Source organism: Curtobacterium sp. MCBD17_023 (assembly GCF_003224415.1).
Taxonomy (GTDB): Bacteria; Actinomycetota; Actinomycetes; order Actinomycetales; family Microbacteriaceae; genus Curtobacterium.
Genome location: NZ_QKLJ01000004.1, coordinates 84,241 through 105,952, shown reverse-complemented (window position 1 = coordinate 105,952; position 21,712 = coordinate 84,241). Strand labels below are relative to the sequence as shown.

19 protein-coding genes are annotated in these 21,712 nt (G+C 73.0%); 13 read left to right on the top strand and 6 right to left on the bottom strand.

What is annotated here, in order from left to right:
• The first annotated feature begins 8 nt into the window (after positions 1–8).
• The 4 genes from gatA to DEI84_RS07455 all read left to right on the top strand — a co-directional run bounded on the left by gatA (position 9) and on the right by DEI84_RS07455 (position 4,972).
• The gene (gatA, locus tag DEI84_RS07470) at positions 9–1,556 is read left to right on the top strand and encodes an Asp-tRNA(Asn)/Glu-tRNA(Gln) amidotransferase subunit GatA (protein WP_110890279.1); all 1,548 of its coding nucleotides are present in this window, start codon (positions 9–11) and stop codon (positions 1,554–1,556) included.
• Positions 1,556–3,058, top strand: a complete 1,503-nt coding sequence (gatB, locus tag DEI84_RS07465; protein ID WP_110890278.1) for an Asp-tRNA(Asn)/Glu-tRNA(Gln) amidotransferase subunit GatB — start codon at positions 1,556–1,558, stop codon at positions 3,056–3,058. Before gatA ends, gatB begins: the two co-directional genes overlap by 1 nt.
• A gap of 145 nt (positions 3,059–3,203) precedes the next feature.
• Positions 3,204–4,283, top strand: a complete 1,080-nt coding sequence (locus tag DEI84_RS07460) for a type III polyketide synthase (protein ID WP_258371730.1) — start codon at positions 3,204–3,206, stop codon at positions 4,281–4,283.
• A complete protein-coding gene (locus tag DEI84_RS07455; protein ID WP_258371729.1) occupies positions 4,280–4,972 on the top strand; it encodes a methyltransferase domain-containing protein in 693 nt (230 codons plus the stop codon). The genes DEI84_RS07460 and DEI84_RS07455 overlap by 4 nt, the downstream gene beginning before the upstream one ends.
• A gap of 35 nt (positions 4,973–5,007) precedes the next feature.
• Here the strand turns inward: DEI84_RS07455 and DEI84_RS07450 are convergent, their stop codons facing one another.
• Positions 5,008–6,060, bottom strand: coding sequence for a zinc-dependent alcohol dehydrogenase family protein (locus DEI84_RS07450; RefSeq protein WP_110890276.1), 1,053 nt, complete (start codon positions 6,058–6,060; stop codon positions 5,008–5,010).
• A gap of 80 nt (positions 6,061–6,140) precedes the next feature.
• On the opposite strand from DEI84_RS07450, the gene DEI84_RS07445 reads away from it, so the two are divergent.
• Positions 6,141–7,070 (top strand): DUF3097 domain-containing protein, encoded by a 930-nt coding sequence (locus tag DEI84_RS07445; protein WP_110890461.1) that lies wholly within the window; start codon positions 6,141–6,143, stop codon positions 7,068–7,070.
• A 195-nt stretch (positions 7,071–7,265) separates the two neighbouring features.
• A complete protein-coding gene (locus DEI84_RS07440; protein ID WP_110823729.1) occupies positions 7,266–7,919 on the top strand; it encodes a spermidine/putrescine ABC transporter substrate-binding protein in 654 nt (217 codons plus the stop codon).
• Here DEI84_RS07440 and DEI84_RS07435 read toward each other — a convergent pair.
• The gene (locus DEI84_RS07435; RefSeq protein ID WP_110890459.1) at positions 7,916–8,344 is read right to left on the bottom strand and encodes a DUF3054 domain-containing protein; all 429 of its coding nucleotides are present in this window, start codon (positions 8,342–8,344) and stop codon (positions 7,916–7,918) included. The two genes, DEI84_RS07440 and DEI84_RS07435, sit on opposite strands and share 4 nt — an antisense overlap.
• A gap of 93 nt (positions 8,345–8,437) precedes the next feature.
• On the opposite strand from DEI84_RS07435, the gene DEI84_RS07430 reads away from it, so the two are divergent.
• From DEI84_RS07430 to DEI84_RS07415, 4 genes are all read left to right on the top strand, one after another.
• Positions 8,438–10,009 (top strand): inositol monophosphatase family protein, encoded by a 1,572-nt coding sequence (locus tag DEI84_RS07430; protein WP_181420379.1) that lies wholly within the window; start codon positions 8,438–8,440, stop codon positions 10,007–10,009.
• Positions 10,010–10,108: 99 nt separating this feature from the next.
• Positions 10,109–10,864 (top strand): hypothetical protein, encoded by a 756-nt coding sequence (locus DEI84_RS07425; protein ID WP_110823732.1) that lies wholly within the window; start codon positions 10,109–10,111, stop codon positions 10,862–10,864.
• A 55-nt stretch (positions 10,865–10,919) separates the two neighbouring features.
• The gene (locus tag DEI84_RS07420) at positions 10,920–12,038 is read left to right on the top strand and encodes an ATP-binding cassette domain-containing protein (protein WP_110890274.1); all 1,119 of its coding nucleotides are present in this window, start codon (positions 10,920–10,922) and stop codon (positions 12,036–12,038) included.
• Positions 12,039–12,109: 71 nt separating this feature from the next.
• Positions 12,110–12,889: an ABC transporter permease gene (locus tag DEI84_RS07415; protein WP_110824004.1), complete on the top strand. Its 780-nt coding sequence runs from the start codon at positions 12,110–12,112 to the stop codon at positions 12,887–12,889.
• Between the two features lie 42 nt (positions 12,890–12,931).
• On the opposite strand, the gene DEI84_RS07410 is transcribed toward DEI84_RS07415, so the two are convergent.
• Positions 12,932–14,662: a long-chain-fatty-acid--CoA ligase gene (locus DEI84_RS07410; RefSeq protein WP_110890273.1), complete on the bottom strand. Its 1,731-nt coding sequence runs from the start codon at positions 14,660–14,662 to the stop codon at positions 12,932–12,934.
• A gap of 53 nt (positions 14,663–14,715) precedes the next feature.
• On the opposite strand from DEI84_RS07410, the gene DEI84_RS07405 reads away from it, so the two are divergent.
• Positions 14,716–15,654 carry an oxygenase MpaB family protein gene (locus DEI84_RS07405; protein ID WP_110823735.1) on the top strand — a complete coding sequence of 313 codons (939 nt, stop codon included), beginning with the start codon at positions 14,716–14,718 and terminating at the stop codon, positions 15,652–15,654.
• A 185-nt stretch (positions 15,655–15,839) separates the two neighbouring features.
• Here DEI84_RS07405 and DEI84_RS07400 read toward each other — a convergent pair whose 3' ends face one another.
• From DEI84_RS07400 to DEI84_RS07390, 3 genes are all read right to left on the bottom strand, one after another.
• Complete coding sequence (locus DEI84_RS07400) at positions 15,840–16,841, bottom strand: aldo/keto reductase (protein WP_110890272.1); 1,002 nt, start codon at positions 16,839–16,841, stop codon at positions 15,840–15,842.
• 44 nt (positions 16,842–16,885) lie between these two features.
• Positions 16,886–17,452 carry a TIGR03086 family metal-binding protein gene (locus DEI84_RS07395; RefSeq protein ID WP_110890271.1) on the bottom strand — a complete coding sequence of 189 codons (567 nt, stop codon included), beginning with the start codon at positions 17,450–17,452 and terminating at the stop codon, positions 16,886–16,888.
• A 119-nt stretch (positions 17,453–17,571) separates the two neighbouring features.
• A complete protein-coding gene (locus DEI84_RS07390) occupies positions 17,572–18,132 on the bottom strand; it encodes a YceI family protein (RefSeq protein ID WP_110823738.1) in 561 nt (186 codons plus the stop codon).
• A gap of 199 nt (positions 18,133–18,331) precedes the next feature.
• On the opposite strand from DEI84_RS07390, the gene DEI84_RS07385 reads away from it, so the two are divergent.
• Together DEI84_RS07385 and DEI84_RS07380 are read left to right on the top strand one after the other, a co-directional pair.
• Positions 18,332–19,336 carry an aldo/keto reductase family protein gene (locus DEI84_RS07385; RefSeq protein WP_110890270.1) on the top strand — a complete coding sequence of 335 codons (1,005 nt, stop codon included), beginning with the start codon at positions 18,332–18,334 and terminating at the stop codon, positions 19,334–19,336.
• Positions 19,337–19,656: 320 nt separating this feature from the next.
• Positions 19,657–21,675 carry a glycosyltransferase family 39 protein gene (locus tag DEI84_RS07380; protein WP_146236326.1) on the top strand — a complete coding sequence of 673 codons (2,019 nt, stop codon included), beginning with the start codon at positions 19,657–19,659 and terminating at the stop codon, positions 21,673–21,675.
• Positions 21,676–21,712 lie beyond the last annotated feature (37 nt).

The following is a 21,712-nucleotide window of genomic DNA, read 5'->3' as shown; positions in this document are numbered from 1 at the left end:
GCGGAACAGTGACCGACGACATCACCACACTGAGCGCCGCTGCGCTCGCCGACGCCCTCGTGGCCCGCGACGTTTCGAGCGTCGAGGCGACCCAGGCGCACCTCGACCGCATCGCCGCCGTCGACGGGGACGTGCACGCGTTCCTGCACGTCAACCAGAACGCGCTCGCCGCGGCCAAGTCGATCGACTCGCGCCGCGCCGCCGGGGACGACCTCGGCCCGCTCGCCGGCGTGCCGATCGCCGTGAAGGACGTCCTGTGCACGCAGGACATGCCCACCACCTCCGGGTCGAAGATCCTCGAGGGCTGGGTCCCGCCGTACGACGCCACCCCCGTCGCGAAGCTCCGCCGTGCCGGCCTGGTGCCGCTCGGCAAGACGAACATGGACGAGTTCGCCATGGGCTCGTCGACCGAGTTCTCGGCCTACGGCCCGACGCGGAACCCGTGGGACCTCGACCGGATCCCCGGCGGGTCCGGCGGCGGCTCGGCCGCTGCGGTCGCCGCGTACGAGGCGCCGATCGCCCTCGGGTCCGACACCGGTGGGTCGATCCGCCAGCCGGGCGCCGTCACCGGCACCGTCGGCGTCAAGCCGACCTACGGTGGCGTCAGCCGCTACGGCGCGATCGCGCTCGCGTCGAGCCTCGACCAGATCGGCCCGGTGTCCCGCACCGTCCTCGACGCCGCGCTCCTGCACGACGTCATCGGCGGGCACGACCCGAAGGACTCGACCTCGCTCCGCCAGGAGTGGCCGTCGTTCGCCGCCGCCGCGCGGGAGGGCCTGCAGGCCGACTCGCTCCAGGGCGTCCGCATCGGCGTCGTCAAGGAGCTCGCCGGTGGCGAGGGCTTCCAGGCGGGCGTGACGCAGCGCTTCCAGGAGACCGTCGCGCTGCTCGAGTCGGCCGGTGCGGTCGTCGTCGAGATCGATGCGCCGTCGTTCGCCTACGCGATCAGCGCCTACTACCTGATCCTCCCGGCCGAGGCGTCCTCGAACCTCGCCAAGTTCGACTCCGTGCGCTTCGGTCTGCGCGTCACGCCCGAGGGCGGGGCCACGGTCGAGGACGTCATGGCCGCCACGCGTGAGGCCGGCTTCGGTCCGGAGGTCAAGCGCCGCATCATCCTCGGCACCTACGCGCTGAGCGCCGGCTACTACGACGCCTACTACGGCAGCGCGCAGAAGGTCCGCACGCTGGTGCAGCGGGACTTCGCCGCCGCGTTCGACCAGGTCGACCTGCTCATCAGCCCGTCGGCGCCGACCACCGCGTTCAAGATCGGTGAGCGCATCGACGACCCGCTCGCGATGTACCTCAACGACCTCACCACGATCCCGGCGAACCTGGCGGGTGTGCCGGGCATGAGCATCCCGAACGGCCTCGCGCCGGAGGACTCCCTGCCGACCGGCGTGCAGCTCATGGCGCCGCAGCGCGAGGACGCCCGGCTCTACCGCGTCGGCGCGGCCCTCGAGCGGCTCCTCGAGCAGCAGTGGGGCGCCCCGCTCATCTCCCGGATCCCGGACCTGGACGCCGTACGGCAGTCCGCCGCAGAGGAAGGTGTCATCTGATGGCCAAGGACGCACTCATGGACTTCGACGAGGCGATCGAGCGGTTCGAGCCGGTCCTCGGCTTCGAGGTGCACGTCGAACTCGCGACGAAGACCAAGATGTTCTCGGACGCGCCGAACTTCTTCGGTGGCGAGCCGAACACGAACGTGACACCGGTCGACCTCGGCCTGCCCGGGTCCCTGCCGGTCGTCAACGAGCAGGCCGTGCGCTACTCGATCCAGCTCGGGCTCGCGCTCGGCTGCTCGATCGCCGAGAGCTCGCGGTTCGCGCGGAAGAACTACTTCTACCCGGACAACCCGAAGAACTACCAGATCTCCCAGTACGACGAGCCGATCGCGTTCGAGGGCGAGGTCGAGGTCGAGCTTGCCGACGGCACCATCTTCCAGGTGCCGATCGAGCGCGCGCACATGGAGGAGGACGCCGGCAAGCTGACGCACGTCGGCGGTGCCACCGGTCGCATCCAGGGCGCCGAGTACTCGCTGGTGGACTACAACCGCGCCGGCGTGCCGCTCGTCGAGATCGTCACGAAGCCGATCATCGGTGCGAAGGAGCGCGCGCCCGAGCTCGGTGCCGCCTACGTGCAGGTCATCCGCGACCTCGTGCGTGCGCTCGGCGTCTCCGAGGCCCGGATGGAGCGCGGGAACCTGCGCTGCGACGCGAACATCTCGCTGCGCCCCTGGGGACAGGAGGAGCTCGGCACCCGGACCGAGACGAAGAACGTCAACTCGTTCCGCGCGGTCGAGCGCGCCATCCGCTACGAGATCCAGCGCCAGGCCGCCATCCTCGCCGCCGGTGGGACGATCACGCAGGAGACCCGGCACTGGCACGAGGACACCGGCCGCACCTCGGCCGGGCGCCCCAAGTCGGACGCGGACGACTACCGGTACTTCCCGGAGCCCGACCTGCTGCCCGTCGTGCCGGACCCGGCCCTCGTCGAGGAGCTCCGCGCCGGCCTGCCCGAGGCACCGGTGGCCCGCCGTCGTCGGCTCAAGGGCGAATGGGGCTTCGCCGACCTCGAGTTCCAGGACGTCGTCAACGGCGGCCTGCTCGACGAGGTCCAGGCCACGGTCGACGCCGGTGCCGCTCCGCAGGCTGCCCGCAAGTGGTGGACCGGCGAGATCAGCCGCGTCGCCAACGCGCAGGACGCCGCTCCCGGCGACCTGGTGTCGCCGCAGCACGTCGCCGAGGTCATCGCGCTCGTCGAGTCCGGCGACCTGACCGACCGGCTCGCACGCCAGGTCCTCGAGGGCGTCATCGCCGGTGAGGGTTCACCGGCGCAGGTCGTCGAGGCCCGCGGGCTGAAGGTCGTCTCGGACGACAGCGCCCTCACCGCCGCGGTCGACGAAGCCCTCGCCGGCCAGCCCGACGTGCTGCAGAAGATCCGCGACGGCAAGGTCCAGGCCGCCGGCGCGATCATCGGTTCGGTCATGAAGGCCATGAAGGGCCAGGCGGACGCCGCACGCGTCCGCGAGCTGGTCCTGGAGCGCGCCCAGCAGCAGTAGGGCGGGGCACTGCGAGACGGGAGGCCCGTGGCGGGATCGCCACGGGCCTCCCGTCCGTCCGCTGGCGGCTCAGACGCCAGCCACGGCGGCCGGACCATCCTGGGGACACGTCAGCGACCTGGTGACAGGATGGAGCGTGTCAGCAATGATCCGAGCCATCGGTACCGCCGTTCCGCGGACCACCCTCGGGCAGGCGGAGGTCCGTGACCTCTTCGCCGCCCAGCCCGGCCTGGGGCGGCTGGCGACCCGACTCGTCCCGGCGGCGTTCGACGCCTCCGAGGTGGAGCACCGTCACAGCGTCCTGCCCGAGCTCGACGCAGCGGCCGAGCCCGGGCCCTTCCGCGACGTCGACGGCGTGCTCGCCTCGCCGAGCACCGGGATGCGCAACGACCGCTTCCGCGAACTCGCGCCGCCCCTGTTCGTCGGTGCCGCCCGCGACGCCCTCGAACGCGCCGCCGTCGACCCGGCGACCGTCACGCACGTCGTGACCGTGTCCTGCACCGGCTTCACGCAGCCCGGTCCGGACCTGGCGATCGTCGAGGAACTCGGGCTGCCGCGCAACGTCTTCCGCCAGCACGTCGGCTTCATGGGGTGCTTCGCGGCGTTCCCGGCCCTCCGCATCGCGGACGCCTTCGTCGGAGCCGACCCGTCGGCGGTGGTGCTCGTCGTGTGCGCCGAACTCTGCACGCTGCACGTGCGTCACTCCGAGGACCCGGACCAGATCGTCGCGAACAGCGTCTTCGGGGACGGGGCCGCCGCCGCCGTCGTCACAGCGGACGGCCCCGGGCTGCGGCTCGACGCGTTCACCACCATGGTGCTGCCCGAGGGCGCGAGCGAGATGGCGTGGAACATCGGCGACGAGGGCTTCGAGATGGTCCTCAGCACCGCGGTGCCGAAGCTCATCGGCGTGCACGCGCAGGAAGCGGTCGCCCCGCTCCTCGACCCGCGCGGCTGGACCCCCGACGACGTGCCGGTGTGGGCCGTGCACCCGGGCGGTCGGGCCATCCTCGACCGCACCCAGGATGCCCTGCACCTGCCCGACAGCGCCCTGACGGCCAGCCGGACGGTGCTGCGCGAGCACGGCAACATGTCGAGCGCGACCGTGCTGTTCGTCCTGCAGGAAGCCCTGGCCGCGGGACCGACCGACGGCACCCCGGTCGTCGCACTCGCCTTCGGGCCGGGCCTGACGGTCGAGGCCGCGGCACTGACGGTGGTGGGTGCGTGACGGACCGGATCGACCTGTCCACGCGCGCCGTCGACCTGCGCGAACTCATGGACGACCCGGACTGCGACCCGGCGACGCTCGACCGGACCTACCGGCGGTTCGCCGTCGTGAACGCGGCCGTGAGCGGCTGGCGGTCGGTGTGGCAGACGCACGTGGTGCCGGCGCTGCCCGCGACCGGACGGGCCCGCGTGCTCGACCTCGGCTGCGGCGGCGGGGACCTCGCCCGGTCGCTGAGCCGGTGGGCGCGGGGCGACGGCTTCGACCTCGAGGTCGTCGGTGTCGACCCGGACCCGCGCGCGATCCGGGCGGCCGAGCGGCTGTCGGCGCCCGGAGTCACCTTCCGGCAGCAGTCGAGCGCCGAACTCGTCGCCGCTGGTGAGCGGTTCGACGTGGTCGTCTCGAACCACGTGCTGCACCACCTCGACGACGCCGAGCGCGACGCGTTCCTGCGTGACTCCGCGGTGCTCGCCGGGTCGCGCAGCGTGCACTCCGACATCCGGCGGTCCGCAGCCGCCTACCGGCTGTACGCGATCGGGTCGGTGCTCGTCAGCGCGGGGACGTTCATCCGTGAGGACGGGCTCCGCTCGATCCGCCGCAGCTTCACGGTGCCGGAGCTGGCCGCCGCCCTGCCGCCGGGGTGGCGGGCCGAGTCGGCGTCCCCGCACCGGGTCCTCGCGGTCCGGGGCTGACCCCCTCCGCACGACGGCGCGAGGGACACCGACCCCTACGGGCGCAGCAGCACCTTGATCGCCCGGCGCTCGTCCATCGCGGCGTACGCCTCGGCGGCGTCGTCGAGCGGCAGTTCGAGGTCGAACACGCGGCCCGGGTCGATCGTGCGGGCGAGCACGTCGGGGAGCAGCTCCTCGATGTAGGCGCGGGCCGGGGCCATGCCGCCGCCGACCGTGATGTTCCGGGCGAACAGGAACGGCATCGGCAGCTCCGGGTCGCCCGCGGGGACACCGACGTACCCGACGTTGCCGCCCGGACGGACGACCCGCAGCGCCTGGTCCATGCTCTCCGCGGTGCCGACGGCCTCGAGCGCGCAGTCGGCCAGGTCGCCGCCGAGCAGGTCGCGGACCGCCTGCACGCCCTCGTCACCGCGGGCCGCCACGATGTCGGTCGCGCCGAACTCGCGCGCGAGGGCCTGGCGGTCCGCGTGGCGGCTCATGGCGATGATCCGCTCGGCACCGAGTCGTGCTGCCGCGAGGACACCGGACAGGCCGACCGCGCCGTCACCGACCACGACGACGGTCCTGCCCGGGCCGACCTCGGCGGAGACCGCAGCGTGGTGCCCGGTCGAGAAGACGTCGGACAGCGTCAGCAGCGACGGGACGAGGTCGTCGTCCACCGGGCCCGGCACGACCACCAGGGTGGCCGCCGCATCCGGCACGCGGACGTACTCCGCCTGTGCGCCGCCGAGCGGGTGACCGTACGCGTCCGGCGTCACGCCGAACGTGGAGCGGTGGTCGCAGCCGCTCGTCATGCCGTGCGCGCAGGCCTGGCAGGTGCCGTCGTTCGTGGTGAACGGGGCGATGACGAAGTCGCCGACGTGCAGGTCCGTGACCCCGTCGCCCACCTGGTCGACGACGCCGACGAACTCGTGGCCGATGGCGCGCGGCTCGGTGGTGTCGCGGACGCCCCGGTACGGCCAGAGGTCGGAGCCGCACACGCAGGCGGCGGTGATGCGGACCACGGCGTCGGTCGGCTCGATGATCGTCGGGGCGTCACGCTCCTCGACACGGATGTCGCGGGGAGCGTGGATGACTGTTGCGCGCACGGGGAGTGCCTTCCGTCGTGATGGTGGGGGACCGGCCGGTCGACGTCGTCCTGCCGCCCGTCGACAGTACGCTCGTGCGGGTGGACGAGGACCGGTACGGCAGTGACGTGCTCTCGGGCGACTGGCGCTCGCGAGGCGTGCGGAAGGTGCGGCAGGTGCCGCTCGAACGGGACATGGTGCTCGAGGACCCGGCCTCCGGCTGGGCCGGCGCCGTGGTCGGGCTCGAGGCGGGCAACGTGTCGCTCGAGGACTGGAAGGGCCGCACCCGCGCCTTCCCCTTCACGGGGCAGTTCCTGCTCGAGGGCGAACTCGTCACACTGACCCGCCCACAGGCTCCCGTCGGCCGCGCCGCCGCCGCGGCACCGCCGGCGAGGACGAGCGGACCGGCCGGGAGGCCCGTCCAGGCCCCGGCGGTCCGGCGTGCGCCCGAGGGCGGCCGCTTGCGCACCGCGTCCGGCTCGTTCGCGGTCGAGCAGCAGCGCGCCCGCGTGGCCCTGCCATCCCGGATCATGGTCGAGGGCAAGCACGACGCCGAACTCGTCGAGAAGGTGTGGGGCGCGGACCTCCGCGTCGAGGGCGTCGTGGTCGAGGAGCTCTCCGGCGTGGACAACCTGGCAGATGTCCTCGACGACTTCCGCCCGACCCGGGAGCGCCGGGTCGGCGTGCTGGTGGACCACCTCGTGCCGGGCTCGAAGGAGTCGCGGTTCGCCGAGGCCGTGATGCGCGGGAAGTGGGGCGCGCACGTGCTCGTCGTCGGGCACCCGTTCGTGGACGTCTGGCAGTCGGTGAAGCCCGCGCGCGTCGGACTGCGCGAGTGGCCGACCATCCCGCGGTCGATCGAGTGGAAGGCCGGCATCTGCCAGGCGCTCGGCTGGCCGCACGCTGAGCAGGCCGACATCGCCCGGGCGTGGCAGCGCATCCTCGGGCAGGTGCGGACCTTCGCCGACCTCGAGCCGCAGTTGCTCGGACGGGTCGAGGAGCTCATCGACTTCGTCACCGAAGCGCCCTGATCAACCGCCCTCGCGAGCTCGATCGGCGCTGGCGCCGCGCGCCGCTGGCGGGTCGCATGAGCGGGGCGCGCGCGACTCCGTGACCGAACCGGTGTGACCCGAGCGCACCGGTCTGGCGGACCCACACCGGGCCTCCCGTCCGGACCCGCCCGGCGCCTCCGCGCGGATCCCGGGCGCGCCGCCTACGCTGGCGGGATGGACGGCATCGACGGACGCGTGCGGAACGCCGTCGACGTCTGGCTGCGCTGGCTGCCGCGGTGGCAGATCGGTTCGGCACGTCCACGCACCCGGATCTGCCGACGCTGCACCGGGTCGCCGATCGCGGCGGCCGCGGGCTTCGGGCCGGACGTGCCGCACCCCGTCCAGCACGCGCTGATCGGTCGGATGTCGGCCATCGTCGAGGACGCGGTCGACGAGTACACCGCGCGGAACCTGCCGCTCCTGCAGCGGGAACTCGAGCGCGCCGCCGCCCGGAAGCGACGGGCCGGGTACCAGCCGGCGGAGGGACTCGAGCCCGAGTTCCAGGGGCTGGACGTCGACCCGCAGCCGCAGCCGGGGGAGCCGTTCCTGTTCACGCTCGGTGAGCTCGCCGGCACCGGCGCGAGCGAGCAGGAGCCGCGCGAGCCGCTGTCGGACGAGGCGAAGGCCGCGCTCCGGCACGAGATCGAGCTGTCCGACGAGTGCGCCCGGTCGACCGGGACGGCGGTCTGCCTGGCGCTCACGGACCACCGGGAGCGCATCGCCGAGGCGGTCGACCGTCTGGTCGAACCGCAGATCGCCGCACTCGTCTCGGACATGTTCCGCGGGCTGGACGGACCCGACGAGGGCCCGCGGGGCGGACTCTTCTAGCCCTGCGGCGTCGCCGCTCCGGTCCGGGCTCCGGTCCGGCGGGCCCGGGCGCGCAGGACCAGTCGGGCGAGCAGTCGCCACCCGACCAGGAACACCCCGAGGACGATCGTCGTGACCACCACGAACGAGATCGGCAGCGGGTTCCCGTCCACCACGCCCTGCCCGGTCGCGACCCGGATGGCCAGACCGACGAAGACGGTCAGGACCCACACCACGACCGCGGTCGGCCAGGTGACGAGCGGCCGGGACCATGCCCCGGACGTCACGTACGCGATCGCCCACCCCGCGAGGAAGGGGTACGCGGTCGTCCACAGGCCGAGCGGCGCGAACGGTTCGCCGTGCGACCCGCGGCCGATGACGGCGAACGTCACGATGAGCACGACGTCGACGACCGCCGCGAGCCAGTTCCAGGGTCGAGTCTCCACGGCACCATCCTCGCAGGCGTCCGGGTGCGGCGGGCAGCCAGGAGTTCACCGTCCCGTCACGTGCCGTTGGGGCGGCCCTCCCACGATGGAGTGGTGACGACGCTCGAGAGCCCGGCCCCCGCTCCGACCGGGAGGCCCGGACCGCGTCCGCCGCGGGTCGTCGCCTCCCGCGGTGCCCCGCGCGTCCGCCGCGAGGACACGCTGCCCGCCGTCGCGGTCGCCGAGGCGCTCGGCGCGGACGTCATCGCGGTCGACGTCCGGCGCACCGCCGACGACGTCGCGGTGCTGCTGCACGACGAGACCCTCGGGCGGATGTGGGGCGACGGCCGCCCGGTGTCGGAGGTGTCCTGGTGTGACGTCGCCCGGCTCGGCAACGGACTCGACCGCATCCCACGGCTCGACGCGGTGCTCGAGCGACTCGACGGGTGCTCGGCGTCACTGCTGGTCCGGCTCGCCGACCCGGCCGACGCCGCCGTGGCGGTCCGCACCGTGCAGGCCGCGGCGGGGTCCGTGCCGGTCGCCTGGCGGGGGACCACCGACGCCGTGACGGCCGTGCGCGCGCTGCTGCCCGAGGCCGACGTGTGGCTGCCGTGGGACTCGCTCGGAGCGCCGACGGCTGCGCACCTGACGACGGTACGGCCCTCGACGCTCGACCTCGACGTCGCGTTCCTGACCCCGGCGACCGTCCGGGCCGCACACGCCCTGGGCCTCTGCGTGGCGGTGTGGACCGTGGACGACCCCGAGCCGACGCGCTGGGCGACCCGACTCGGGGCCGACCTGCTGCTCACCGAGGACGTCGCCACGGTGCACGCCGTGCTCGCTGCGGCGGAGCGGGACGGCTGGGTCCCGCGTCGCGAGCCGACCGAGCCCGAGGTCGCCGGACGGGCCCAGGCCCTGGCACACCGCATCGCGCACGAGGTGATCGCCTTCACCCGGGAGCACCGGATCAGCACGGACGCCGGTGACGCCGCCGCCCGGGTCCTCGACCTCGACCGCGCGATCGAGCAGCACGTCCGCGGCCGGGTCCGCGCGGTGTTCCCGGAGCACGGCTTCACGGGCGAGGAGTACGGCGTCGCGCCCGGGGACAAGCACCGGTGGTACCTCGACCCCGTCGACGGCAGCACGAACCTGGCGAACGGCGTGCCGTGGACGAGCACCTCGCTGTGCCTGACCCGTTCCGGACGACCCGTCGTCGGCGTCGTCGCCGACCCGTGGCGCGGCGAGGTGCTGGAGGCCCGCCGCGGCCGGGGCGCCACCGAGCGGGACCGGGTCCTGCGTCTCGACGACAGCCCGCGTGCCCTCGCCGGTGCGGTGGTCGGCACCGAGCTCGACGGGCACCGTCCGTGGTCGGGCTTCACCGCGTTCGTCACGGCGCTCGCCGCGCGGTCGTGCTCCGTGCGGGTGACCGGGTCCGGCACGCTGACGATCGCGCAGGTCGCGGCCGGGCGGGGGATCGGCGCGTGCACGCCCGCGTTCGACCCGGTCGACCACGGTGCCGCGGTCCTGCTCGTGCACGAGGCCGGCGGGGTGGTGCTGACCCTGGACGGACCGGTGTCCGACTTCCCGCCGGTCGGGGCACCGTTCCTCGTGGCGCACCCCGGCGCCGCCGACGAGCTGGCCGCGATCTGGTCCGCGGCGCTGCTCGGTGCGGGGTCGGAGCGGTGACGCTCTGCGGCTGCTTCTGAGCACACACCCAGTCAGTCCGGGCCGGGGGTGCCTACCGTGGGCGCCAGCGGGCACGGTGTCCGCACGAAGGAGCACGTCATGGGATTCCTCGACCGTCTGCTCGGCCGCGAGGAGCGTCCGGCACAGCCACGACCCGGCGGCGGACAGCAGCAGGGGTACCAGTACGGCCAGCAGTCGTACCAGCAGCCGTACGGCGCACCGCAGCAGCCGACCGGCGCACCGCAGCAGCAGGGCGGTGGCGAGGACGAGCGCGCCGTCGCGCGCTACCGCTACCTGCTCCGCACCGCTCCGCCCGAGCGCATCGAGGAGGTGCACGCCGAGGCCTTCGCGCAGCTCACCCCGGAGCAGCGCCGCATGGTCTACGAGGAGTTCACACGCACCGCACCCGCCGGTGAGGCCCCGCGCGGCGACGACCCCCGCTCCCTGGCCCAGTCGGCGACCCGCTCCGAGCTCCGCCAGCCCGGGTACATGGAGCGCTCGCTCGGCGGCATCGGCGGCGGTGGCGGCTTCGGCGGACGGCAGGGATCCGGCTTCGGCAGCATGCTCGGCGCCTCCCTGCTCGGCACGGTCGGCGGCTACGTGATCGGGTCCGCCCTGATGAGCGCCTTCCTGCCGGACCCCGGGTCGTTCGACGGTGGAACCGATGCAGGGGCTGCGGACGACGGCGGTCAGGGGGACACTGGTGACGGATCCGGTGACGGCGGTGCGTCCGACGGCGGCGGGTACGAGAACGCCTCCTGGGGCGATGGCGGATCCGACTTCGGCGGCTCGAATGACGGCGGCGGGTTCGACCAGGACTTCGGCGGCGACTTCGGTGGTGGCTTCGACGTCTGAGTGACGCTCCGCGCTCCACCGGCCCCTCCTGTCCAGCCGGTCACGAAGGAGCGACATGGCGATCATCGAGGCCACCGGCCTCACCAAGACGTACACGTCACGGTCCGGGCCCGTCCACGCGTTGGCGGGTCTCGACCTCGCGGTGCCGGAGGGCACCGTCACCGCACTGCTCGGCCCGAACGGCGCCGGGAAGACCACGACCGTGAAGGTGCTCACCACCCTGGTCGTCCCGGACGCCGGCACCGCGACCGTCGCCGGCACGGACGTCGTCGCCGACCCGCAGGGCACCCGGCGAGCGATCGGCGTGTCCGGGCAGTACGCCGCGGTCGACGAGAACCTCACCGGGGCCGAGAACCTCGAGATGATCGGCCGGCTGTACCACCTGGGACGCCGGGCCGCGCGCGACCGGGCCCGCGAGCTCATCGACGTGTTCGGGCTCGCCGAGGCGGGGGACCGGCCCGTGAAGGGGTTCTCCGGCGGCATGCGCCGGCGGATCGACCTCGCCGGGGCACTCGTGATGAACCCGCGGGTGCTGTTCCTCGACGAACCGACGACGGGCCTGGACCCGCGCAGCCGTCTCGCGCTCTGGGGGATCATCGAGGACCTCGTCGCCGACGGTGCGACCGTGCTCCTCACCACGCAGTACCTGGAGGAGGCCGACCAGCTCGCCGACGACATCGCCGTCATCGACGACGGTCGGGTCATCGCCGAGGGCACCTCGGACGAGCTCAAGGCGCAGGTGGGCGGACACCGGCTCGCCGTGACGCTGGTCGGCGCCGCCGACGGGGACACCGCGACGGCCGTCCTCCGGCGTCACGGCAGCGGCGAGGTCGAGACCAGTGCGGACGGTCGGTCGCTGGCGGTCGCCGTCGACGCCGGGCCGGCGGCCCTGCAACGGGTCCTGGCCGACCTCGGGGCGGCCGACGTCGCGCTGCACGACGCGGGCATGCGCCGCCCCACGCTCGACGACGTGTTCCTCCGGTTGACCGGGCACGCGGCGACGGCGGACGAGGCGGAGGCGGGCGACGGGTCGGGCGCGGGCCGGGCCTCCCGGCGGGGCCGCGGAGCACCACCGACAGACGGCGGCGCCACCGGCACCGGGGCGGGGTCGCCCGGTGACCCGGACGCCGGTTCACACCTGGCGGCGGGTGCCGGACGGGAGCGGAGCCGGTGACCGCGACGTCCACCGGGTCGGCCCTCGGGCGGCAGCTGCCCGTCGTGGTGACGTCCCCGCTCGCGGTGTGGATGGAGGACGGCTGGGTCGTCACGAAGCGGAACCTCACGAAGCTCAAGCGGTCGCCGGACATGCTCGTCTTCGCCGTCCTCCAGCCGATCATGTTCGTCCTGCTGTTCAGCCAGGTGTACGGCGGTGCGATCAGCGTGCAGGGAACCGACTACACGCAGTTCCTGATGGCCGGGATCTTCGCGCAGACGGTCGTGTTCGGGGCGACGTTCTCCGGGTCGGCGATGGCGCAGGACCTGAAGGACGGGCTCGTCGACCGGTTCCGCACCCTGCCGATGTCGGCGTCAGCGGTGCTCGTGGGCCGGACGGCCTCGGACCTCGTGCTCAACGGCATCTCGATGGTCATCATGATGGTGACCGGCCTCGCCGTCGGGTGGCGGGTCACCTCGTCGCCGTTCGAGTTCCTGGCCGGCGTCGGGCTCCTGCTGCTGTTCAGCTACGCGTTCAGCTGGGTGATGGCCCTGCTCGGCATGAGTGTGGGGACGCCGGAGGTCATCAACAACGCGTCGTTCATGATCCTGTTCCCGCTGACGTTCATCTCGAACGCGTTCGTCCCGAGCGAGACCATGCCGCTCGTGCTCCGGGTCTTCGCCGAGTGGAACCCGGTGTCGTCGCTCGTGCAGGCCGCCCGGCAGCTGTTCGGCAACGCGGGGTCCGCGCCGGTGCCGGACATCTGGACGATGCAGCACCCGGTCGCCACCGTGCTCATCGGGATCGTGGTGATGCTCGCGGTGTTCGTGCCGTGGGCGGTGCGCAAGTACACCCGGATCAGCAGCACCTGACGCAGGGCTCCGGGCGGCCGCGGTGGGCCGCCCGGAGTGCTCCTAGTCGCGGTCGGTGATCGCGTCGCGCACCTTGCGGCGCAGGACCTTGCCGATCATCGAGCGGGGGAGGTCCTCGACGACCACCACGCGCCGCGGCACCTTGTACGCGGCGAGCTGGTCGCGGCACCAGGCGCGCAGGGCGTCGGCGTCGAACGAGGACGGGTCGGCGGGCACCACCGCGGCGACGACCTGTTCGTTGCCGGCCTGCGTGATGCCGACGACCGCGACCTCCTTGACGCTCGGGTGCTTCATCAGGGTGTCCTCGACCTCGGACGGCGAGACGTTGAAGCCGCCCGTGATGATGAGCTCCTTGAGCCGGTCGACGATCCGCACGAAGCCGTCCGCGTCGATCGCCACGATGTCGCCGGTCCGGAACCAGCCGTCGGGGGTGAACACCTCGTCGGTGGCGTCCGCCTTGCCCCAGTAGCCGCTGAACACCTGCGGCCCGCGCACCTGCAGTTCGCCGGACTCGCCGGTGCCGAGGACCTTCGTCTCGTCGTCGGGGTCCACCACGCGGCACTCGGTCGAGGGCAGCGGGAGGCCGATCGCGCCGAGTCGACGGGCGTCGGACACCGGGTTGGCCATGAGCACCGGAGAGCACTCGGACAGGCCGTAGCCCTCGACCAGGAAGCCGCCGGTGCGGGCCTCCCACGGTTCGATGACGTCCTGGGAGAGCGGCATCGCGCCGGAGATGCCGATGTCGATGCCCTGCAGCGACACCCCGGCCGAATCGGCGGCGTGCTGCAGCCGCGCGTAGATCGGCGGCACGGCCGGCAGGAACGTCGGCGGGCGCTTCTTGATCGCCGCCAGCACGAGGGCCGGGTCGAACGCCGGGAAGAGCACGAGGCGCCCGGCGATGCTCATCGCGAAGGTCAGGCAGAGCGTCAGGCCGTAGGCGTGGAACATCGGCAGCACGGCGTGCACGACGCTGCCGTCACCGGCGCTGATCTGGGGGATCCAGGCGCGGGCCTGTGCGGCGTTGGCGAGCAGGTTGCGGTGGGTCAGGACGGCGCCCTTCGGGGTGCCGGTCGTGCCCGAGGTGTACTGGATGAGCGCGACGTCGTCGGTCTCCGGGCGCGGGTGCCGCTTCGACAGCTTCCGGCTCGACACCAGGTCGTCCCAGCGGGTCGTGCCGGTGACCGGTGCGGTGAGCTTCGCGCGCGACTCGCGGGCCTTCGCGACCGGCAGCGAGAGCGCCAGGCGGGTGCGGCGCGGCATGGCGCGCGTGAGGTCGACCGAGACGATCGCGTCGAGGGTGAGGTCCGAGGGGAAGTCCTGCAGCGTGGCGACCGACTTGTCCCAGGCGATCGCGACCTTCGCGCCGTGGTCCTCGAACTGGTGCCGGAGCTCGCGCGGGGTGTAGAGCGGGTTGTGCTCGACCACGATCGCGCCGAGCCGCAGCACGGCGTAGAACGCGACGACGTGTTGCGGGCAGTTCGGCAGCACGAGGGCCACGCGGTCGCCCTTCGTCACCCCGAGCTTCCGCAGGCCGTTGGCCGCGCGCGCGATCTGCTCCTCGAGTTCGGCGTACGTCGTCGTCCGCGTGAAGAACTCGAGCGCCACCGCCTTCGGCCAGCGCGCCGCGGACTGCTCGACCAGGTCCGGCAGGGACCCGGTCATCGGCTCGATGTCGTGCGGCACCCCTGACGCGTAGGAGGCAAGCCAGGGACGAGGCGTGTCGATGCTCACGCGGACCAACCTAGCGGGCGGACCCGAGTCCTCGTCAGGCATGCTCTCGGGCGGACGGAGGGCGCACTGTCAGGGGCGCGACGGACCATTGCACCATGTCGTTCGTCTCCGATGCCTTCCGCACCCGTCTGCAGGCCACGTTCACGGGCAGCACCGCCGGCAGTCCGGAGTGGGTGGACGCCCTCGAGCAGGGGACCGACGCCGGCTTCTTCGGCCCGGGCTCGGCCACGTGGTCGGTTCACGGCGGCAACCAGACCATCGTCGCCGGTGTGCGCGCGTTGCTCGTCCAGGCGCTGCACCCGGGTGCGCTCGCCGGCGTCGCGGACCACTCCCGGTACAAGGAGGACCCCTTCGGTCGGCTCGCCGGCACGATCCGGTGGATCTACACCGTCACGCACGGCGACACCGCGACCGCCCGGGCGGGGAGCGAGTGGGTGCTGAAGCTGCACGAGCGGGTCCGCGGCGTGTACGTCGACGGGCACGGCGTCGGACGGCCGTACACCGCGAACGACCCTGACCTGGCGCGCTGGGTGCACCTGGCGTTCACGGACGCGTTCCTGCGCACGGCGCAGCGCTGGGGGCAGCCGATCCCCGGCGGGGCGGACGCCTACGTCAAGGAGTGGGCGGTCGCCGGTCGGCTCATGCGGGTCGCGGACGCCCCCGAGTCCGAGGCCGAGCTGCGCGCCCAGATGGACGGGTACCTCGACCGCGGGGAGCTCGCGGTGACGCCCAGGACCCGGGAGGTCCTGCGCTTCATCAAGAACCCCCCGCTCGCCCAGCTGCTGCGACCGGGCTACCGGGCGGTGTACCAGGGCGCGGTCTCGACCCTCGACCCGCGGCACCGGTCGCTGCTCGGCATCCGGACGCCCGCGATCGGACCGATCGAGTTGCCCGTCGACCGGGCGACCGGGGTCGTCCTCGACGGCATCGGCAGCGTGCTCGGCACCCAGTCCGGCACCGAGCGTGCGGCGCTCGCCCGCATCGCCCGGCTGGAGCGCGAGGCGGCGGCGGAGCGGGGCATCGACGGCGCCTGACGGCCTGGCCGAGGTCGCACGATCGGCCGTTCGGACACGTCCCGGCCGAGCGTCGTGCGATCTCGGCCCCGCGCGGGCGGCGTGTCGTGCGACCTCGTGGGCGGGACCGGCCCGGGTGCGGACAGCGCTGGCACGGACGGGAGGCGCGGCACCAGCTGGAGCCGCGCCTCCCGTCCGCCGGTGGCTCAGAAGCCGGACGGCACCCGCGGGGTGTAGGCCTGCTCGAGTCGCGTGACCTCGTCCTCGGTCAGCGTGATCGCGGTCGCCGCGACGGCGTCGTCGATGTGGTGCTCCTTCGTCGCGCCGATGATCGGCGCGGAGACGGCGGGCTTGCCGGCGACCCACGCGAGCGCGACCTGCGCCATGCTCGCGCCCCGCTCCTCGGCGACCTGCCCGACCGCGTCGACGATCGCGCGGTTCGCGTCCTCGTCCTGGCGGTACAGTGTCTTGCCGAACTCGTCGGTGTCGGCACGCGAGCCGGAGCCCTGCGCGTCCCACGGGCGGGTGACCTTGCCGCGCGCGAGCGGGCTCCACGGGATGACACCGACGCCGGTGTGCTCGCAGAACGGGTGCATCTCGCGCTCCTCCTCGCGCTCGAGCAGGTTGTACTGGTCCTGCATGCTCACGAAGGGCGTCCAGCCGTGCAGCTCCGCGACGTGCTGCATCTCGGCGAACTGCCACGCCCACATGCTCGACGCGCCGATGTACCGGGCCTTCCCGGACTTGACGACGTCGTGCAGCGCCTCCATCGTCTCCTCGACGGGCGTGTCCGGGTCGAAGCGGTGGATCTGGTACAGGTCGACGTAGTCGGTGCCGAGGCGGGTCAGCGAGGCGTCGATCTCGTGCATGACCGCCGCACGCGACAGCCCGGCACCGTTCCGCCCGGGGCGCATCCGGTTGTAGACCTTCGTGAAGACCTGGACGTCCTCGCGCGGCGCGAGTTCCGCCAGGAGCTTCCCGGTGATCTCCTCGCTGCTGCCGGCGGAGTAGACGTTCGCGGTGTCGAACGTGGTGATGCCCGCCTCGAAGGCGCGGCGGACGAAGGGCCGGGCGTCGTCGAGGCCGACGCTCCAGGCGTGCGAGCCGGCGGCCGGGTCCCCGTAGGACATCATCCCGAGGACGATGCTCGAGATCTCGAGGCCGGAGCTGCCGAGGCGGGTGGTGGGGACGGTCGTGGTGTCGGACATGCGGGTCCTCCCGGGACGTGACGGTGCAGGTACCGACGGGACGGTCAGGCGGTCGTGCGGGCGTCGCGCCCGGTGACCGCGAGGAGCTTCACCTGCAGCGGAGCATCGTCGTCCACCTGCACTGGGGCCGCGTACAGGCCGGTCGCGGCGAGGGACTGGATCTGCGGCTCGAAGTGCGTCCACACCGCCTCGACGAGTTCGTCCGGCAGGTGCTCGTCGCTGCCGGTGGCCCGCGCGAGGTCCCACGTGTGGATCGCGATGTCGCTCGTCTGCTCCGCCAGGTACTCCCCGGCGCTCACCACGTCGGTGGCCAGGTGCACCGGGGTGTCCTGCGGTGCGCGCTGCCACGCCTCGATCGCCGCGCTCGAGTGCCGCTCCCACGCCGCCACGAGGTCGTCACCGATCGGCTCGAGGTCGGCCGCGGCCTGTTCGTGGTCGCACCCCGTCAGGAGCTTCGGGATCCACCGCTGCTCGTCGACCACGTGGGCGACGAGGTCCCGGGTCGTCCACTCCGAGTCGGGGGTGGCGGCGTCCCAGTCGGTGACCGCGGCGACGCGGCGGCCGAACTCCGCAGCCGCGATGGTCTGCAGGGCGATCCAGTCGGTGGGCATCGTGGTGACTCCTGTTCGTCAGCGGTGCTGCTCACGCTACCGCTCGGCACGTCGTGCGTCGGGACACGGGACGAGCCCCGACGCCGAGGGCGCCGGGGCTCGTCGAGTGGGACCGCGGGTCAGGCCGCCTGGAGGACGAACTGCACGTCGAGGTTGATCGTGACGTCGTTGCCGAGCGTGAAGCCACCGGCCTCGAGCGCGGCGTTCCAGTTCACGCCGAACTCGGTGCGGTCGATCTTGGTCGTCGCCTCGGCGCCGAGCTTGGTCTGGCCGTAGCCGTCGGTGGTGACGCCGCCGAACTCGGTCTTCAGCGTGACGTTCTTGGTGACGCCGCGGAGCGAGAGCTCGCCGTCGATGAGCATGTCGTCGCCGTCCTCGCGGATGCCCGTCGAGCGGAACGTCATGTGCGGGTGCTCCTCGGTGAGGAAGAAGTCACCGGTCGCGAGGTGCTGGTCGCGCTGCGCCTGGTTGGTGTTGATGCTGGCGACGTCGATCGAGGCCTCGAGGGTGGTGTCGAGGGGGTTCTCGGCGGTGACGAGCGTCGCGTCGAACTGCTCGAACTTGCCCTTGACCTTGCTGATCGCGAGGTGACGGACGGAGAAGCTGACCTCGGAGTGGGTCGGGTCGAGCTTCCAGGTGCCGGTGACGTAGCCGGGGATGGCGGAGGCGGTGAGAGCCATGGTGTGTCCTTCTTCGAGCGATGTGTCTTCGAGCGGTGAGTCGGGGGGCCGGCGCGGTGGTGCATGCGCCTGCATCGACCTTGATGCTACCCCATCCTGCACCCGTTTGGTTGAAGCGTCAACCATTGTTCACCGAGGAGTCGACCCGGGTACTGCGGAGACCCCTCACGAGAGCGCTCACTCCAGTAGCGTCGGGCACATGGAATTCAGGTACCTGGGCAACTCCGGACTCAAGATCTCCGAGATCACCTACGGCAACTGGCTGACGCACGGCTCGCAGGTCGAGAACGACGTCGCCACCCAGTGCGTGCGGGCAGCGCTCGACGCCGGCATCACCACGTTCGACACCGCGGACACGTACGCCAACACCGCCGCCGAGACCGTCCTCGGCGAGGCGCTCAAGGGTGAGCGTCGGCAGTCCCTCGAGGTCTTCACGAAGGTGTACTGGCCGACCGGCCCGAAGGGGCACAACGACGTCGGCCTCAGCCGCAAGCACATCATGGAGTCGATCAACGGCTCGCTCGAGCGGCTGCAGACCGACTACGTCGACCTCTACCAGGCGCACCGCTACGACTACGAGACGCCGCTCGAGGAGACCATGCAGGCCTTCGCGGACGTCGTCCGCCAGGGCAAGGCGCTCTACATCGGCGTCAGCGAGTGGACCGCCGAGCAGATCCGCGCCGGTGCCGCGCTGGCGAAGGAGCTCGGCTTCCAGCTCATCTCGAACCAGCCGCAGTACTCGATGCTGTGGCGCGTCATCGAGGGCGAGGTCGTCCCGGCCTCGAAGCAGCTCGGTCTGTCCCAGATCGTCTGGTCCCCGATCGCGCAGGGCGTGCTCACCGGCAAGTACAAGCCGGGCCAGCCGCTCCCCGAGGGCTCGCGCGCCACGGACGAGAAGGGCGGCGCCGACATGATCAAGCGGTTCATGCGCGACGAGGTCCTCGAGGCCGTGCAGCGCCTGCAGCCGGTCGCCGACCAGGCCGGACTCACGCTCGCCCAGCTCGCCATCGCGTGGACGCTGCAGAACGAGAACGTCGCGTCCGCGATCGTCGGGGCATCGCGCCCGGAGCAGGTCACGGACAACGTCAAGGCCGCGGGCGTCACCCTCGACGCCGACGCGCTCGCCGCGATCGACGACGCACTCGGCGACATCCCCGAGCGCGACGCGTCGAAGAACGTGTCGCCGGCGCAGCGCCCCGCCTGATCCGGCGGGTCGCGGTCGCGACCGACCAACCGACGGGAGGCCCGGTACCAGCTGGTACCGGGCCTCCCGTCCGTCGTGCGCCCACCGGCAGGCGACCGCTGCTCGGCTCGTGACCGGCGGGGGAGGCGCAGGGCACCCCGGTGGGGACACCGCGTGATCGGTGCGGGAAACCGCACACGCCTCCTCGTGCCCTGTGCGGGAACCCGGGCCGGTGTTGTGATGACGGAGCACCGCTCACCACGCTGCTGCCCGGCGACCCGAACGACCGAAGGCTCCACGATGCCCCTGCTCCCGCACGCCCGCGACCTGCTGCGGTGCCCGTGACCGCCTCCTCGATCGGAGCCCGCCGGTCGTTCGCCGACAGCGCGGTCGCCGCCGTGGCCCGTAGGTCCGCGACCGACTTGGCCTGGCTGCTCCCGGTCCTCGCCGTGACGGCCGCCGTCCTCGTGGTCGGCCTGGAGGGCAACCCGCAGCGGATCGACGACGAGGGCACGTACGCGGCCCAGGCGTGGTCGGTGTTCCACCTCGGCGGCCTCACCCACTACACCTACTGGTACGACCACCCGCCGCTTGGGTGGATCCAGATCGCCCTGTACACGGAGGCGACCGGAGCCTGGGTGCGGCACGCGACCGCGGTCGGCGCCGCGCGCGAGGCGATGGTGGTGTTCGCGGTCGCCTCCGCCGCCCTGCTGTACGTACTCGCGCGCAAGCTGCAGGTCAGCCGCCCGGCCGCAGCCGCGGCGGTGCTGGTGTTCGCCCTCTCGCCCCTGGCGGTGCAGTACCACCGCGACGTGTACATCGACAACGTCGCGACCCCCTGGCTCCTCGCGGCCTTCGTGCTCGCCGTGTCCCGGCACCACCAGCTCGTCGAGTTCGCCGGGTCGGCCGCCTGCATGGTCGCCGCCGTCCTCAGCAAGGAGACCTTCCTGCTCGCCCTGCCGTTCCTGGCGTGGACGATGTGGCGGTCGGCGCACCCGGAGATCCGCCGGTACACGCTCAGCGTCGCCGCGGTCGTCCTGGCGCTGGGCGGGTCGTCGTACCTGGTCTTCGCGGCGACGAAGGGCGAGCTCGTGCCCGGGCCCGGACACGTCAGCCTGTGGCAGGGCGTCACGTTCCAGCTCGGGGACCGGAGCGGCAGCGGCTCGGTGTTCGACCCGGCGACGCCCGCGAACCACGTGGTGAGCCTGTGGCTCGGCCTCGACCCCGCCTTCGTGGCGCTCGGGGTGGTCGCGAGCGTCGCCGCACTGGCGGTGCCGCGTCTGCGCTCGGTCGCAGCCGTCGCCGTCTTCCTCATCGCGGTCGTGCTGCGTCCGAACGGGTACCTGCCCGTGCCGTACCCGATCGCGATCCTGCCGTTCGCCGCCCTCGCGATCGCCGGGGTCTCGGACGTCCTCGTCCGGGCAGTGGTCGATGCGGTCCGACGGGCACGGCTGGCCCGGGCGTCCGGGGAGCCGTCGGGCAGACCGGGTCGCCTGGTCGTCTCGGTCGTCGGACTGACGGTCTGGTCGGTCGCGGCGGTCGGGGTCGTCGGCGCCGCCGCTCCCGCCTCCGCCGCCCGGCTCGGGTCGTTCATGACGACCTCCGCGGACGCGCCGATGCTCGGCGCGCAGGACTGGATCACCGCGAACGTCTCCCGGTCGGACCGGCTCCTGGTCGACGACGCCCTCTGGGTCGACCTCGTCCGGGCCGGCTTCCCACGGCAGAACGTCATCTGGTACTACAAGCTCAGCACCGACAGCGCCGTCGCACGTCAGAACCCGTCCGGCTGGCGCGACGCGGACTACATCGTGACGACGCAGTCCGTGGCGATCGGTGCCACGCAGCTGCCGGGCATCCAGGCCGCACTCCGCGCCTCGGCGCCGGTCGCGGTCTTCGGCGAGGGCGGCGAACAGGTCGTCGTCCGGCGCATCGACCGGCAGGGGGCGGAGCACCTCCGGACCGGTGCGGAGCGGTCCGCGGCGACCCGGGAGCGGGTCGGGACGGAGCTCGCCGGCAACCCGGCGCTCCGTGCGTCGGACGACCAGACGGCGCTCCTCCGCAACGGGGGTGTCGACGAGCGGGCGACGGTCGGGATCGGGGCGGCGCTCGCGGCCGGTCCGGTGACGCTCACCGCGCTCCCGGTCGTGCCGGGGGAGCAGGAGACGGCCCGCCGCGGCGTCGTCCTGCGGGCCACGGACACCGCCGCCGCCGAGCGGGCCGAGATGCGCCTGCGCGGACTCGAGGGAGCGTTGGCGCCGGACCGCGTGCACCGGCGCGGCACCGAGGTCGCTGCGACCTGGTCGCCGACCGACCCCGCGGGGCCCGGTGTGCTGCGCGAGGGTGCCGGCCGAGCCGGGTGACCGGCCCGTGACCGCCTGCCCTGAGATGCGATGAACC